Origin of the sequence: Citrobacter freundii complex sp. CFNIH4, assembly GCF_002934505.1 — a bacterium.
In the GTDB taxonomy this organism is placed as follows: domain Bacteria; phylum Pseudomonadota; class Gammaproteobacteria; order Enterobacterales; family Enterobacteriaceae; genus Citrobacter; species Citrobacter freundii.
Genome location: NZ_CP026231.1, coordinates 2876442 through 2890293 on the forward strand (window position 1 = coordinate 2876442; position 13852 = coordinate 2890293).

Genomic DNA, 13852 nt, shown 5'->3' on the forward strand with positions numbered 1-13852 from the left:
CGCAGAGAAAAATGGCGCCGATTGGCGCCATTTTTTTATACACTTCATCCGCCATTAAATGTGTGCAGTCACCGGGCGATAACACGCCTCGCGCATCAGGATTTTCATGCCCTCCGGCCCGCTCTCCAGCATCCGTCGTTCCGAATCCGCCACTAACAACTCACAGTCGTAACCACCCGCAATGCCGAACATAGCCCGCGCCACGCAGATATCTTCCAGTGCCGCTGTCCCGCAGGTATCAAAGTGTCCAACCATACGCCCATTCTGGCGAACTACCAGCCGGTAACTCTTCATCGCGCCTCCCCTGCCGGTGGCAGAATTAATTCATCACAACCGCACTGGTGCGTCCACGTCATCACGTCCAGCACCCGCTGTGCAGCATCGTGCGTCGCGGTCGTCAGCGCTTTCGCCATCACAAGGCCGCTCACCAGCTCGGCACAGAACAGATCGCCAGTCCCCTTCAGATCCGTTTTCACTCGCGGATGAGCTAACACCTCAACCGTTTCAGCCGTCACCACCGCAACATGAATAATCTCTTCCGTATCCCCCGGCGCACTGGTGATCACCACCCATTTCAGGGTGTCAGTGAGCAGTGATTGTGCCGCCGTAATGGCTTCGTCAAGCGTACGACACGGCTTTCCGCTCAGCATTTGCAGCTCGAACACATTTGGAGTCAGCCCCTGAGCCAGCGGCAGCAGGTGCTGACGATAAGCCTCCGGAATTTCGGCTTTAACATACATACCGCTATCCGTATCGCCAATCACGGGGTCGACCAAAATGCACAGGTCCGGATGCGTGGTCAGAACGGTTTTCAGCCACTGTGCCAGCAAGGCGATTTGTTCCGCGCTGCCCATGTAACCTGTCGTCACCGCCTTTAGCTCGCGCAAGGCATCACGCTCGTTTAAGGCGCGGAGATAACCGCTAAACCAGTCTGCTGGAATAACGCCGCCGTAGAAGGTTTCATAATGCGGAGTATTACTGAACAGCACCGTAGGTACTGCCGTCACACGTAATCCCTGCGCTTTAATGGCCGGGACGGCGATGCTGTTACCTACGCTGCCATAAACCACCTGTGACTGAACGGCGACGATATCGGTCTGTAACGCCCGATGCGTGTCGTCGAAGAGCACTGACTGGATATCACTCTCCTGCTCCATAAATTTCTCCTCTCGCTGGACAGCGGGACTACGCCTCACTATTATCGTCATATGCTAAAATTCATTTTGTCATAGGTCAATAATGATCGACGGAAAAACCGCTAACGAAATTTTTGACAGTATCCGTCAACATGTCACTACAGGCACGCTGGCAGTGGGTGAAACGTTACCGCCAGTGCGGGAACTGGCAACGGAATTAAACGTGAACCGCAATACTGTCGCGGCGGCTTACAAACGCCTGGTCACCTCCGGGTTGGCACAAAGCCTGGGACGCAACGGTACGGTGATTAAGGGGATTACTGCCCCCGTAGCACTGGAAGGTGGTAATCCGGATACCCCGCTTATCGATCTTTCCGGCGGTAATCCAGCGCCCTCGCGACTTCCTGACCTGAGTAATTATTTTGCGAAGATAAATAAGAGTCCGCGCTTGTACGGCGATGCCGCTGTGTCACCTGGACTTAAGGCGTGGGCATCAGAATGGATGCAAAATGCAATGCCCGGCAAAGGGGAAATTGATATTACCAGCGGTGCCATTGATGCTATCGAACGGCTACTGTGCGCCCATTTGCTGCCTGGTGATAGCGTTGTCGTAGAAGATCCATGCTTTTTAAGCAGCATCAACATGCTGCGCTATGCCGGGTTCTCAGCAAACCCGGCCAGCGTTGACCGCGAAGGCATGCTGCCGGGCCAGCTGGAACTCGCGTTACAGAAAGGCGCGCGGGCAGTAATTCTGACACCGCGCGCGCATAACCCGACAGGATGCAGCCTGAGCGCCTCACGCGCGGCGCAATTGCAGGAAATTCTGGCCCGCTATCCGCAGACGCTGGTGATTGTCGACGACCACTTTGCGCTGCTATCTGCTTGCCACTGGTATCCGGTGATTGCGAAGGAAACCACGCACTGGGCGGTTGTCCGCTCGATGTCAAAAACGTTAGGACCAGATTTACGCCTGGCCATTGTGGCCAGCGATCCGCTCACTTCAGGGAAGCTACGTTTAAGGCTTAACTCCGGCAGTCAGTGGGTCAGCCATCTGCTGCAGGATTTGGCCTGCGCCTGCCTGAATGACGAGACTTACCAACACACGCTGGCGCAAACTCAGCAATTTTACGCCGCCCAGCAGCAAAAGTTGACGGCAGCTCTGCGGCGACATGGCATTGAGTTGCCCGTTGGTGACGGTCTGAATATGTGGCTACCGCTGGAAGATAACAGCCAGGCGATCGCTTTTGCGCTGGCAAAGTCCGGCTGGCTGGTACGCGAAGGCGAAGTGTTTGGCGTCAATACGCCTGCCCACGGCCTGCGCATTACGCTGTCAACATTATCAGACAGCGACATTGATAAGCTGGCGACTGATATCCATCAGGCGCTAAAGCGCTAACAGGAGAGAAAAAGTGCGAGTTCATTTTGTTATTCATGAGTCTTTTGAATCTGCTGGCGCGTATCTGCCGTGGGCTGAATCACGCGGCTATACCATCACCTGGTCGCACGTTTACGCCGGGGAAACGGTCCCTGCGAACGCGGATGGCTTCGATATGTTGGTGGTGTTTGGCGGTCCGCAGTCCCCCCGGACCACGCTGGCAGAGTGCCCGTACTTTGATTCTCAGGCCGAGCAGCATCTGATCAATCAGGCGATTGCGGCACGTAAAATTGTGGTGGGGATCTGCCTGGGTTCACAGTTAATCGGCGAAGCGCTGGGTGCGAAGGTGTGCCAGAGTCCGGAAAAAGAGATTGGTCACTACCCGATCACCCTGACCGAAGCAGGCCAACAGCATCCGTTGTTCAGCCATTTTGGTTCACCGCTTACCGTCGGTCACTGGCACAACGATATGCCTGGATTAACCGACCAGGCGACAATTCTCGCCACAAGCGAGGGCTGCCCGCGACAAATCGTACAATACGGTAATTTCGTCTATGGTTTTCAGTGCCATATGGAATTTACGGCTGATGCTATAGAAGGGCTTATTCAACACTCCGAACAAGAACTGGCGGAAGCTAAAGGCAAGCGCTTCATCCGCTCCGTTGAAGAGATGCGCGCATGGGATTATCAGCAGATGAATGAGAAGCTGTGGCAATTCCTTGATAAGCTTGTGGAAAAACGTAACGATTGATTATGGCAGGCCGGATAAGACGCTTTACGTCGTCATCCGGCGATCGTGTCGTACGTTTGCCTGATGGCAATATGCTTATCAGGCCTACAAACTAAATCCCTGATCCCTGGTTAAAGTGCTCTTCGCCAAACACGCCGGTTGAAAGGTAGCGATCGCCGCGATCGCAGATGATCGCCACCACCACCGCTCCCGGATTTTGTTCGGCCACGCGAATCGCTCCGGCTACTGCGCCGCCGGAACTGACGCCGCAGAACACACCCTCTTTCACCGCCAGCGCGCGCATGGTGTTTTCCGCATCGTTCTGATGAATATCCAATACCTCATCCACCAGCGAGGCGTTAAAAATGCCCGGCATATATTCCGCAGGCCAGCGGCGAATTCCCGGAATACTACTGCCCTCTTCCGGCTGCAGGCCAACGATAGTAACCGCTTTTTCTTGCTCACGCAGAAAACGCGACACACCAGTAATGGTGCCTGTTGTTCCCATACTGGAGACAAAGTGGGTAATACGACCTGACGTCTGCTGCCAGATTTCCGGTCCGGTGGTGGTGTAATGCGCGTACGGGTTATCCGGATTATTAAATTGGTCGAGAAGTTTACCTTCTCCGCGCTGCGCCATTTCAAGAGCTAAGTCACGCGCGCCTTCCATCCCCTGCTCTTTGGTCACCAGAACCAGTTCAGCCCCGTAAGCACGCATCGCCGCTCGGCGCTCCTGGCTCATGTTGTCTGGCATCAGCAGCTTCATGCGGTAGCCCTTCAGCGCGGCGATCATTGCCAGAGCAATTCCGGTATTACCGCTGGTAGCCTCGATCAGCACATCACCAGGCTTAATTTCTCCACGTTTTTCCGCTTCGACAATCATCGACAGCGCAGCCCGGTCTTTCACCGAACCCGCGGGATTATTCCCTTCCAGCTTGACCCAAATTTCACTGCCGTTATCCGGCGCCAGACGTTGTAGTTTCACCAGAGGCGTATTGCCAATTGTTTGTTCTAATGTGTTCATGAGTGCTGTCCAATAAAAAGCCGGGTGGCGCTGCGCTTACCCGGCCTACAAAATCACGGCATATGCGGTAGGCCCGGTAAGCATAGCGCCACCGGGCGATAAACCTGCAAATTAACCTATCAGGCAGATTCCGCCAGAGCAAGTTCCTCTTCACGCGTTTCAATACGCTGGTCACCGTTATACAGACGCGCATTTTGCAGCCCGACAAACAGCCGCTCGCCGCGGCTTGGGGAATCATCGCCCTGCATGATGACCGTCAGCGGTTCGTTATACCACCCCAGCGGTTGCACAACTAATTGGGTGTAGTGTCCTTTCGGGCTGGCTTCCAGTACCTGTACCGGCAACGGCGAATCCAGGCTGGTACGACGGCTCACGTCCACTTCCCACGGACGCAGGAACAGATCAACCGGTCCCTGATAACCAGGCGTATAACCCAGTGGCCAGCGGTGTGCGCCCACGTGGAATTGGCCGCCGCGAATCGTCCCCTGCAGGCGGTTAACCTCCCCCATAAACTCCAGCACAAAACGGGTAGCCGGTTCGCGCCAGACTTGATCCGGTGCATCAGCCTGCTCGATATGACCCTGACTCATCACCACCACGCGATCGGCAACTTCCGTCGCTTCTTCCTGGTCGTGGGTAACAAACACGCTGGTGAACTTCAGCTCTTCATGCAGCTGACGCAGCCAACGACGCAGCTCTTTACGCACCTGCGCATCGAGCGCGCCAAACGGCTCATCGAGCAGCAGGATCTGCGGCTCTACCGCCAGCGCACGCGCCAACGCCACACGCTGCTTTTGCCCACCAGAAAGCTGCGCCGGGAAGCGGTCCGCCAGATGAGCCAATTGAACCATCTCCAGCAGTTTGGTGACTTTTGCTTTGATGGCCGCCGCATTTGGACGCTCACGCCGTGGCAGGACCGTCAGACCAAACGCGATATTGTCGAAAACGGTCATATGACGAAACAGCGCATAGTGCTGGAATACGAATCCCACTTTACGGTCGCGAGCATGCAAACGACTGACGTCGGTGCCGTGAAAACGGATATGCCCGCTGGACTGATGCTCCAACCCGGCAATAATGCGCAGCAGCGTGGTTTTGCCCGAGCCGGATGGCCCCAGCAGCGCGACCATCTGACCTGAAGGAATATCCAGCGAGATATCGTTCAGCACCTGGGTGCGACCAAAAGACTTCTTAATATTGGCAATCTCAATGCTCATGATTTTCCTCCTGCTGCGCGCGTTTCTCCTGGTTCTCCAGACGCCATTGCAACATGCTCTTCAAAAACAGGGTAATAATCGCCATCAGCGTTAATAGCGCCGCGGCGGTAAAAGAGCCGACCGTGTTGTAGTCCTGCTCCAGTAATTCAATTTGTAGCGGTAGCGATAGGGTTTCGCCGCGAATCGAGCCGGATACCACCGACACCGCGCCAAACTCGCCAATCGCACGGGCGTTGGTCAACACCACGCCGTACAGCAGCGCCCAACGAATATTCGGCAGCGTAACGCGGCGGAACATCTGCCAGCCGGACGCGCCCAGCAACACAGCCGCTTCATCTTCATTACTGCCCTGGCTTAACATCACCGGCACCAACTCGCGCACCACAAACGGACAGGTCACGAATACCGTCACCAGCACCATCCCCGGCCAGGCAAACATAATTTGCAGATTATGCTCATCCAGCCATCCACCCAGCGGACCGTTAGAGCCGTAAAACAGCAGATACACCAGGCCGGCAACCACCGGCGAGACGGCAAACGGAATATCCAGTAACGTCAGCAGAAGTTGGCGTCCTGGGAAGTTAAAACGGGTCACCAGCCAGGCCAGCAACACACCAAACACCAGGTTCACCGGCACCGCAATCAGCGCAATCAGCACCGTCAGCCAGATGGCATGCAGCATGTCCGGGTCTGCCAGGTTCTGTAATACCGGCATTAATCCCTTGCTGAACGCCTGCACGAAGATGTAAATCATCGGCACCAGCAAAATAAACGCGGAGACCAGCATGCCCGTGCCGATCAGAAACCATTTACCCCAGTTGATGCGGGGTGCGCCATAGCGTTTCAATTGGGTAATGTCTGCCATCAGTGACCTACCACACGTCGACCAAAGCGACTTTGCAGGGTGTTAATTGAAAACAGCAGCAACAACGAAGCCCCGAGGATCACAGAAGCAATCGCGCTGGCGGCCGGGTAGTCAAACTCCTGCAAGCGAACAAAAATCATCAGCGAGGTTACTTCCGTTTTCCATGCGATGTTCCCAGCGATAAAGATAACCGCGCCAAACTCACCGAGGCTTCGGGTAAACGAAAGCGCAACGCCCGCCACCAGCGCGGGGGACAGCTCCGGCAGCACCACTTTACGGAAACTCTGCCAGCGCGTAGCACCGAGCGTTTCTGCGGCTTCTTCATATTCGGGACCTAATTCTTCCAGCACCGGCTGGACGGTACGCACTACAAACGGAATGCTGGTAAACGCCATCGCCACCGCGATACCAAGCCAGGTGTAGGTCACCTTGATATCCAGCTTCGCCAGCCACTCGCAGTAGAAGCCATTAACCGAAAACAGCGACGCCAGCGTCAGACCCGCCACCGCTGTAGGCAGCGCAAACGGCAGATCCATCAGTGCATCCAACAGCGTACGGCCCGGAAAGCGATAGCGGGTTAAGATCCACGCCATCAGCAAACCGAACACGCCGTTAAAAATCGACGCGACAAACGCCGACAGCAGCGTCACTTTATAAGCCGCCACCACCTGCGGATTGGTAATCACATCCCAGTATTGCGCCCAGCTCATTTGCGCCAGTTGCATCACCAGCGCGCTCAGCGGCAGCAGCAATATCAGGCAGACAAACAGTAAGCTTGTGCCCAGGCTTAAGGTGAAGCCGGGCAGCACGCGTCGGGAAGAAACAGCAAACATTTACTTACGCCCCGCCGCCAGCAGTTTGTCCAGCTCTCCACCGCTGACAAAGTGTGTTTTCATCACTTCAGGCCACGAACCAAACTTATCTTCCACACGGAACAATTCGGTCTGCGGGAATTTATCTTGCTGTTTGTCCATCACCTGCGGGTTATTCACGCGGTAGTAGAAATCGGTAATAATGGTTTGCGCCTGCGGGCTGTACAGCCAGGTCAGGTACGCTTTAGCTGCTTTTTCAGTACCGTTGGCTTGCACATTTTTATCTACCCAGGCCACCGGGAATTCGGCGAGGATATTGGTTTTCGGGATAACCACTTCAAAACCCTGCGCTTCATACTGTTTACGAATGTTGTTCACTTCTGATTCGAAGCTGATCAGCACATCGCCCAGACCGCGCTCTGCAAAGGTGGTGGTAGCACCGCGACCGCCGGTATCAAACACTTCGACGTTTTTCAGAAACTGGGTCATGAACTGTTCGGTTTTGGTTTTATCACCACCGTCAGCTTTATCCGCAGCACCCCACGCCGCCAGATAGGTATAGCGCGCGTTACCGGAGGTTTTTGGGTTCGGGAAAATCAGTTTCACATCAGAACGCACAAGGTCATTCCAGTCATGAATGTTTTTCGGGTTCCCCTTACGCACCAGGAAACCCATGGTGGAATAGAACGGCGAGCTGTTGTTCGGCAGGCGGCTTTGCCAGTCGGCGGGGATCAGTTTGCCTTTGTCATGCAGGATCTGCACGTCGGTGACCTGGTTATAGGTCACCACATCGGCTTTCAGCCCCTGCAGAATCGCCAGAGCCTGTTTTGATGACCCGGCATGAGATTGTTTAATCGTCAGTTTGTCACCGCCGTTATCCTTCGCCCATTGCTGTTCAAACGGCGGATTAAGGGCGGCAAAAAGCTCACGGGAAACATCGTATGAACTGTTCAGCAGTTCCGTTGCCTGCGCCTGCCCCACCAGCAACAGCATGGCTGCAAGCGTCAGTGTTCTTTTTTTCAGTAAGTTAACGGCCATTGCGCACCCTTATAAATTTAATGACTTTCTTATGGTCATCATATTTATAACCAGTGCTAAAGGAGTAACGGTTTTATATACCGTTTGATGATTTGAAAGTTGAAAAGAGAATAAGAGAATCCCTCCCCACATCGAGTGAGGAGGAGACCGGCATCAATCAGACGCCGACGCTAACGCTTTCTGGCAGGGTGCTACCGCCATCAATCACGTTTTGCGTGCCAGTTAAGTAACTGGACTCATCCGAGGCCAGGAACGCCGCCAGTTCACCGACCTCAAGCGGACAGGCCAGACGACGCATCGGGATCGCTTTCGCCATTTCGACTAATACGGATTCAGGATCTTCCGGGTTAGATTGACGCGCAATGCTTTCCGCCATCGGCGTACGAACGTAGCCTGGGCAAATGGCATTAACGCGAATGCCTGACTGCGCATATTCTACCGCCAGGGATTTGGTCAAACCGATGATTGCGGCTTTCGACAGTGCGTAGGCCGTTTCGCCCGGGTCGGCAACCATATCGCCGGTCACCGATGACATCATCACGATGCGCCCATCTTTGCGCGCAATCATCTCCGGCAGAACGGCTTTCGTCACATTCCAGACGCCTTTAATGTTGATATCAATGTGGAAATCGCGATCTTCATCGCTCATATCAAGGAAGTTGCCGAGGCGGCATACGCCGGCATTGTTCACCAGAATATCGATTTTGCCTTCAATCTGCTTCGCGCGCATCACCGCTTCCTTGACCGACGCAAAATCTCTGACGTCAGCGTGAACGGCTGTGCAACGGTGCCCTCGCCCAGCCAACTCATCCGCCAGTTTTTCAATCTCATCGGAGATATCCAGCAGAATTAAGTTCGCACCATGGCGGGCAAACGTTCTGGCGATACCCTCGCCAATACCCTGAGATGCGCCCGTAATCAATGCTGTTTTGCCCGTGAGTTTTCCCATTTCAATATTCTCCTTTTGAATATGAAGCCTTCGCTTCATTCACGCAGAAGATACAGCAATAACAAATTAGTGCTGAGGAATAGCTCACTAAATCAGGTTAATCTCAGGTAAAAAAATCCCCGACGATGCGGGGATGTCTATTTCGTGGCCGATAACAGGATCAGATCGCCATTACAGCGCCATTAAACGGTCCAGCGACGGTGCAAAGTAATAGCCGCCGGTTACCGGTTTGGTGAAGCGCAGCATTGCATCACGCTTACCGTCGGTGTCACCAAACATGCTCAGCAACTGTTGTTCAATGTTGTGCAGACGGGCGCAGTAGGCGCAGAAATAGAGACCATGCGTGCCGCTGGCAGTGCCGTATGGCAGGCTCTGGCGCACAATTTTCAGCCCTTTACCGTCTTCTTTGAGGTCAACACGGCTCAGGTGAGAGGTGACCGGACGGTCATCACCGTCGATCTCTTCGTTGGCTTCCTTGGTGCGGCCAATCATCATTTCCTGGTCATGGATGCTCATGCGATTAAGCTGCTTCAGGTTATGTTCCCAACGCTGCACAAACACATAGCTGCCACCGGCATCCACACCATCTTTGATAACGGCGACTTCACGGCGCGTTTCTTCGCCTGCCGGGTTTTCCGTACCGTCAACAAAGCCGCTGAGATCGCGCTCTTCGACCCAACGGAAACCGTGGATTTCTTCTTTGACTTCAATACAGTCGCCAAATGCTTCCATTGCCGCCTGCGCAACGGAGAAATTCACGTCATGACGCAAAGATAGAATATGGATCAACACGTCATATTGGGTTGCTGGTGCCAGACCTTTACCGTAAGGGATAAAGTCTTTTAACTCTTCAGCACCGACGCCGCCGCTCAATGCACGCCAGGTGTTGTTGCCAAAAGCGACAACCGCGCCCAGATGCGCATCCGGGAACTTAGCTTCAAAGGTCGCCAGCTTATCGGCGAAGGTTTTGCTGGCCGCACGCAGGGCCTCAACGTCGCCTTTAACATTGGCTTCAATCCAAATCGCCGCACGGCAATGTTCTGGCAAAATGCCACTCTGAACCTGAGACATTGTTCCTCCTGAAAAAAAGATGCCACGACATCGTGGCATTGATGGGCGCTATTCTACCTGTTTTTTTAACAAGCCGATTTGTTCAGACGCAAATTAACGCCGCCAGATAATTTTGCTTACTTTCCACGCTTTCAGCATGTCGTCAGACGGCATTATATCTTCAGGCCCGCTCCATTCACCGGAAAAAATATAGCTAATATGTTGACTTCCTTCAGCTTTACACTCAACGTCCGCGCTGTCATCGCCGGTTGCCTTTTGGCAATTACCGAAAGCTTTAGTGTAAAGGTCGCTAAACGGTGTACCGATTTCGACACCCGCGACTGACGAAATATCGTGGTCTAACACATCAATACGACTAATGGTTCCCTGGCTGCCATTGATGACTATCGCCAGCTTGTCGTCTTTCATCGCTTCATAGAAGCGCACCACATTTCCGTTATCAGTCTTCATCCCGCTACGCAGGCGGTAATCACCGTCCAGCGCATCAGCAATGGCTTTTTCATCCAGCGGTGTCGCGCCCGTTAACGCTCCGACGCCCTGCTCTGTGACCTGCGTTGAAGAACCAAACCAGTTCCACGGATTGGCGGCAGACCAGTTCACCGAGGACAACGTTGAACACCCGGCCAGTAGCAGCGGCATCGCGCATAAAGTCAAACGCAGTGATTTCATTTCACTTCCTTCCTTATTTATCAACGTTGCTTGGAGTCCGGTTTCCCCAAAAAGTGCCGTTATTCTTTCTCAAGGGAAAAACAGGCGCGCAGACGTTGATTGGTTAACAGCCAGATCAGTGCGACGATATCCGCCACCAGCAGCGCCAGCCCGACACCGTTGAGCGGATCGCCTGTCAGCCACATCACCGGCTGCCAGCACAGCAGCACCAGTTGAGCGAGAATCAATAATCCGCGCAGCCAGCGCCAGATTACCGGAAACGCAAAGCGTCGCCCGCTGAGTAAAAACGCCAACACGGCGGGAACGCCGGGGAGCAAACCCAGCCAGAATGCGTCATGATCGGGATAAAACAGATTCAGCAACGTGTTGCCCTGCTCACGAGAAGAACCGGCTATCACAAACAAAACCCAGGTGCGTGCCTGTAACAACAGTACGCACCAGAATAGAAAAGGCAGGCGCAGACGCCCATGACCGTCATAGTCGGCCGGATGAAACTCAGTACTCTTCATCTTCAATCAAACGCTTGCCCAGATTGAGTACATCCGCATGTTCATAGCCCAGACGTTCATACATGCCCTGTACGACATCGTTATCGTCACGCACCATGATTTGAATCTTCGGGCAACCGCGGGCAATGAGCTTTTTCTCCAACCGGTTGAGTAGCGCATTAGCGATACCGCGACCGCGAAACTCAGGATGCACGCCCAGGTAATAGGCGGAACCGCGATGCCCGTCGTATCCGCCCATCACCGTACCGACCACCTCACCGTTCACTTCAGCGACGAGGAACAAGCTGACGTCATGATTGACTTTACGTTCGATGTCCATTTCAGGGTCGTTCCATGGACGCAGCAAATCACAACGCTCCCAGAGGGTGATCACCTCTTCGAAATCTTCCTGGCGAAAAACGCGTATTTCCATGGTATTGGTTACCTTTTCAGGACGTTAAAAAGCGATTATGGCGCGAACGGCTGATTTAGCCAATATCTGACGCGAAGCGGCGGAAAAAATGGCATAATACGGAATTGTCACGTATTGAAATGAAAAGTAAAACAATTCTTATCTCGATCCGTCGCAACGGACTACGCGATACGATATAACGTTTAGAACCTTTTTTTTACAACTCAGGCCGTATGAGCACTTTTAAACCACTAAAAACACTCACATCGCGCCGCCAGGTGCTGAAAGCCGGGCTGGCCGCCCTGACGCTGTCAGGCATGTCGCAAGCCATCGCTAAAGAAGAAGCGCTAAAGACCAGTAATGGACACAGCAAACCGAAAGCGAAAAAATCAGGCGCTAAGCGTGTTGTTGTTCTTGATCCGGGGCACGGCGGGATTGATACCGGCGCAATTGGTCGCAACGGATCGAAAGAAAAGCACGTGGTGCTGGCGATTGCCAAAAACGTGCGCTCAATCCTACGCAACCAGGGGATTGATGCACGCCTGACCCGCTCCGGCGATACGTTTATTCCGCTCTACGATCGCGTCGAGATCGCCCACAAACATGGCGCAGATCTTTTCATGTCGATCCACGCCGACGGTTTTACCAATCCGAGCGCTGCGGGTGCTTCGGTCTTTGCCTTATCCAATCGCGGTGCCAGTAGCGCCATGGCGAAATATCTGTCCGATCGTGAAAACCGGGCCGATGAAGTCGCCGGGAAGAAGGCCACCGACAAAGATCATTTGTTGCAGCAGGTGCTGTTCGATCTGGTGCAAACTGACACCATAAAAAACAGCCTGACGTTAGGCTCGCATATTCTTAAGAAGATCAAGCCGGTACACCGTCTGCATAGTCGCAGCACGGAACAAGCCGCCTTCGTGGTGCTAAAATCACCTTCGATTCCGTCGGTCCTGGTCGAAACCTCGTTCATCACCAACCCGGAAGAAGAACGATTACTGGGGACGGCTGCGTTTCGTCAGAAAATCGCCACCGCTATCGCCAATGGCATCATCAGCTACTTCCACTGGTTTGATAACCAGAAAGCACACTCGAAGAAACGTTAACCATGAAGCCCGATGTACAACGCGTAAAACAGTTCCTGCTCAGCCTGCAGGATGAGATTTGTCAGCAGTTATCCACCGTAGACGGCACCGAATTTGTTGAGGATAACTGGCAACGCGAAGCGGGCGGCGGCGGGCGCAGTCGAGTGTTGCGTAACGGCGGTATTTTCGAGCAAGCAGGCGTCAACTTCTCTCATGTCCATGGCGATGCAATGCCGGCCTCGGCTACTGCGCATCGCCCGGAGCTTGCCGCGCGTAGCTTTGAAGCGATGGGCGTCTCGTTGGTGGTGCATCCGCAGAATCCTTACATTCCGACCAGCCATGCCAACGTACGTTTTTTTATCGCGGAGAAACCTGACGCCGACCCGGTGTGGTGGTTTGGCGGCGGCTTTGACTTAACTCCCTACTACGGCTTTGATGAGGATGCAGTTCACTGGCACCGCACGGCGCGGGATCTATGCCAGCCGTTCGGCGAAGATATTTATCCCCGTTACAAAAAGTGGTGCGATGACTACTTCTTCCTCAAGCACCGCAACGAGCAGCGCGGCATTGGCGGGCTGTTCTTCGATGATTTGAATACGCCAGATTTCGACCACTGCTTCGCCTTTATGCAGGCTGTTGGAAAGGGTTATACCGAGGCGTATTTGCCCATCGTCGAGCGCCGCAAAGCAATGAGCTGGGGCGAGCGTGAACGCAATTTTCAGCTTTATCGTCGCGGACGCTATGTGGAATTTAACCTGGTGTGGGATCGCGGCACATTATTTGGTTTGCAAACCGGCGGGCGCACGGAATCGATTCTGATGTCGATGCCGCCGCTGGTACGCTGGGAGTATGACTGGCAGCCAGAAGCGAACAGCCCGGAAGCCGCCCTTAGCGAGTTTATTCAGGTCCGCGACTGGGTGTAATGGCCTGATAGCGACACAATTCGTAGGCCGGATAAGACGCAAGGCGTCGCCATCCGGCAGC

16 protein-coding genes are annotated in these 13852 nt (G+C 54.0%); 4 read left to right on the forward strand and 12 right to left on the reverse strand.

Features of this window, described 5'->3' with window-relative positions; genetic code table 11:
- Window positions 1-54: 54 nt before the first annotated feature.
- Together C2U41_RS14860 and pdxK are read right to left on the reverse strand one after the other, a co-directional pair.
- Window positions 55-294 (reverse strand): hypothetical protein, encoded by a 240-nt coding sequence (locus C2U41_RS14860; RefSeq protein WP_003038077.1) that lies wholly within the window; start codon window positions 292-294, stop codon window positions 55-57.
- Complete coding sequence (gene pdxK / locus C2U41_RS14865; RefSeq protein WP_103849028.1) at window positions 291-1157, reverse strand: pyridoxine/pyridoxal/pyridoxamine kinase; 867 nt, start codon at window positions 1155-1157, stop codon at window positions 291-293. The genes C2U41_RS14860 and pdxK overlap by 4 nt, the downstream gene beginning before the upstream one ends.
- Before the next feature lie 82 nt (window positions 1158-1239).
- Here pdxK and ptsJ point away from each other — a divergent pair, with 82 nt between their 5' ends.
- On the forward strand, window positions 1240-2532 hold the full coding sequence (ptsJ, locus tag C2U41_RS14870; RefSeq protein WP_048217284.1) for a MocR-like B6 salvage transcription factor PtsJ: 1293 nt from the start codon (window positions 1240-1242) through the stop codon (window positions 2530-2532).
- A 13-nt stretch (window positions 2533-2545) separates the two neighbouring features.
- Window positions 2546-3262 carry a type 1 glutamine amidotransferase gene (locus tag C2U41_RS14875; RefSeq protein ID WP_032937821.1) on the forward strand — a complete coding sequence of 239 codons (717 nt, stop codon included), beginning with the start codon at window positions 2546-2548 and terminating at the stop codon, window positions 3260-3262.
- Window positions 3263-3353: 91 nt separating this feature from the next.
- Here C2U41_RS14875 and cysM read toward each other — a convergent pair whose 3' ends face one another.
- The 10 genes from cysM to C2U41_RS14925 all read right to left on the reverse strand — a co-directional run bounded on the left by cysM (window position 3354) and on the right by C2U41_RS14925 (window position 11807).
- A complete protein-coding gene (gene cysM, locus C2U41_RS14880; RefSeq protein ID WP_003838552.1) occupies window positions 3354-4265 on the reverse strand; it encodes a cysteine synthase CysM in 912 nt (303 codons plus the stop codon).
- Between the two features lie 119 nt (window positions 4266-4384).
- Entirely contained in the window at window positions 4385-5482 is a 1098-nt protein-coding gene (gene cysA, locus C2U41_RS14885) for a sulfate/thiosulfate ABC transporter ATP-binding protein CysA (protein WP_003847288.1), read from the reverse strand.
- A complete protein-coding gene (cysW, locus tag C2U41_RS14890; RefSeq protein ID WP_003038064.1) occupies window positions 5472-6347 on the reverse strand; it encodes a sulfate/thiosulfate ABC transporter permease CysW in 876 nt (291 codons plus the stop codon). The genes cysA and cysW overlap by 11 nt, the downstream gene beginning before the upstream one ends.
- Window positions 6347-7180, reverse strand: a complete 834-nt coding sequence (cysT, locus tag C2U41_RS14895; protein ID WP_103849027.1) for a sulfate/thiosulfate ABC transporter permease CysT — start codon at window positions 7178-7180, stop codon at window positions 6347-6349. The genes cysW and cysT overlap by 1 nt, the downstream gene beginning before the upstream one ends.
- A complete protein-coding gene (cysP, locus tag C2U41_RS14900; protein ID WP_003038059.1) occupies window positions 7181-8197 on the reverse strand; it encodes a thiosulfate/sulfate ABC transporter substrate-binding protein CysP in 1017 nt (338 codons plus the stop codon).
- A 157-nt stretch (window positions 8198-8354) separates the two neighbouring features.
- A complete protein-coding gene (gene ucpA / locus C2U41_RS14905; RefSeq protein WP_003038057.1) occupies window positions 8355-9146 on the reverse strand; it encodes an SDR family oxidoreductase UcpA in 792 nt (263 codons plus the stop codon).
- Window positions 9147-9317: 171 nt separating this feature from the next.
- Window positions 9318-10217: a porphyrinogen peroxidase gene (yfeX, locus tag C2U41_RS14910; RefSeq protein ID WP_003838547.1), complete on the reverse strand. Its 900-nt coding sequence runs from the start codon at window positions 10215-10217 to the stop codon at window positions 9318-9320.
- A gap of 93 nt (window positions 10218-10310) precedes the next feature.
- Complete coding sequence (locus C2U41_RS14915; RefSeq protein WP_103849026.1) at window positions 10311-10886, reverse strand: RpoE-regulated lipoprotein; 576 nt, start codon at window positions 10884-10886, stop codon at window positions 10311-10313.
- 59 nt (window positions 10887-10945) lie between these two features.
- Entirely contained in the window at window positions 10946-11395 is a 450-nt protein-coding gene (locus C2U41_RS14920; protein WP_003038050.1) for a DUF2919 domain-containing protein, read from the reverse strand.
- Window positions 11382-11807 carry a GNAT family acetyltransferase gene (locus C2U41_RS14925; protein ID WP_003038048.1) on the reverse strand — a complete coding sequence of 142 codons (426 nt, stop codon included), beginning with the start codon at window positions 11805-11807 and terminating at the stop codon, window positions 11382-11384. Before C2U41_RS14925 ends, C2U41_RS14920 begins: the two co-directional genes overlap by 14 nt.
- 212 nt (window positions 11808-12019) lie before the next feature.
- On the opposite strand from C2U41_RS14925, the gene amiA reads away from it, so the two are divergent.
- Both amiA and hemF read left to right on the forward strand, forming a co-directional pair.
- Window positions 12020-12889, forward strand: a complete 870-nt coding sequence (gene amiA, locus C2U41_RS14930; protein ID WP_003038046.1) for an N-acetylmuramoyl-L-alanine amidase AmiA — start codon at window positions 12020-12022, stop codon at window positions 12887-12889.
- Between the two features lie 2 nt (window positions 12890-12891).
- Window positions 12892-13791, forward strand: a complete 900-nt coding sequence (hemF, locus tag C2U41_RS14935; RefSeq protein ID WP_048217283.1) for an oxygen-dependent coproporphyrinogen oxidase — start codon at window positions 12892-12894, stop codon at window positions 13789-13791.
- Window positions 13792-13852 lie beyond the last annotated feature (61 nt).

Coding starts and splice junctions, on each gene's coding strand:
- cysT (WP_103849027.1), bottom strand. CDS start 7,180: ATGTTTGCTGTTTCTTCCCGACGCGTGCTGCCCGGCTTCACCTTAAGC.
- ptsJ (WP_048217284.1), top strand. CDS start 1,240: ATGATCGACGGAAAAACCGCTAACGAAATTTTTGACAGTATCCGTCAA.
- ucpA (WP_003038057.1), bottom strand. CDS start 9,146: ATGGGAAAACTCACGGGCAAAACAGCATTGATTACGGGCGCATCTCAG.
- yfeX (WP_003838547.1), bottom strand. CDS start 10,217: ATGTCTCAGGTTCAGAGTGGCATTTTGCCAGAACATTGCCGTGCGGCG.
- amiA (WP_003038046.1), top strand. CDS start 12,020: ATGAGCACTTTTAAACCACTAAAAACACTCACATCGCGCCGCCAGGTG.
- C2U41_RS14925 (WP_003038048.1), bottom strand. CDS start 11,807: ATGGAAATACGCGTTTTTCGCCAGGAAGATTTCGAAGAGGTGATCACC.
- cysA (WP_003847288.1), bottom strand. CDS start 5,482: ATGAGCATTGAGATTGCCAATATTAAGAAGTCTTTTGGTCGCACCCAG.
- cysM (WP_003838552.1), bottom strand. CDS start 4,265: ATGAACACATTAGAACAAACAATTGGCAATACGCCTCTGGTGAAACTA.
- cysW (WP_003038064.1), bottom strand. CDS start 6,347: ATGGCAGACATTACCCAATTGAAACGCTATGGCGCACCCCGCATCAAC.
- C2U41_RS14860 (WP_003038077.1), bottom strand. CDS start 294: ATGAAGAGTTACCGGCTGGTAGTTCGCCAGAATGGGCGTATGGTTGGA.
- hemF (WP_048217283.1), top strand. CDS start 12,892: ATGAAGCCCGATGTACAACGCGTAAAACAGTTCCTGCTCAGCCTGCAG.
- cysP (WP_003038059.1), bottom strand. CDS start 8,197: ATGGCCGTTAACTTACTGAAAAAAAGAACACTGACGCTTGCAGCCATG.
- C2U41_RS14915 (WP_103849026.1), bottom strand. CDS start 10,886: ATGAAATCACTGCGTTTGACTTTATGCGCGATGCCGCTGCTACTGGCC.
- pdxK (WP_103849028.1), bottom strand. CDS start 1,157: ATGGAGCAGGAGAGTGATATCCAGTCAGTGCTCTTCGACGACACGCAT.
- C2U41_RS14920 (WP_003038050.1), bottom strand. CDS start 11,395: ATGAAGAGTACTGAGTTTCATCCGGCCGACTATGACGGTCATGGGCGT.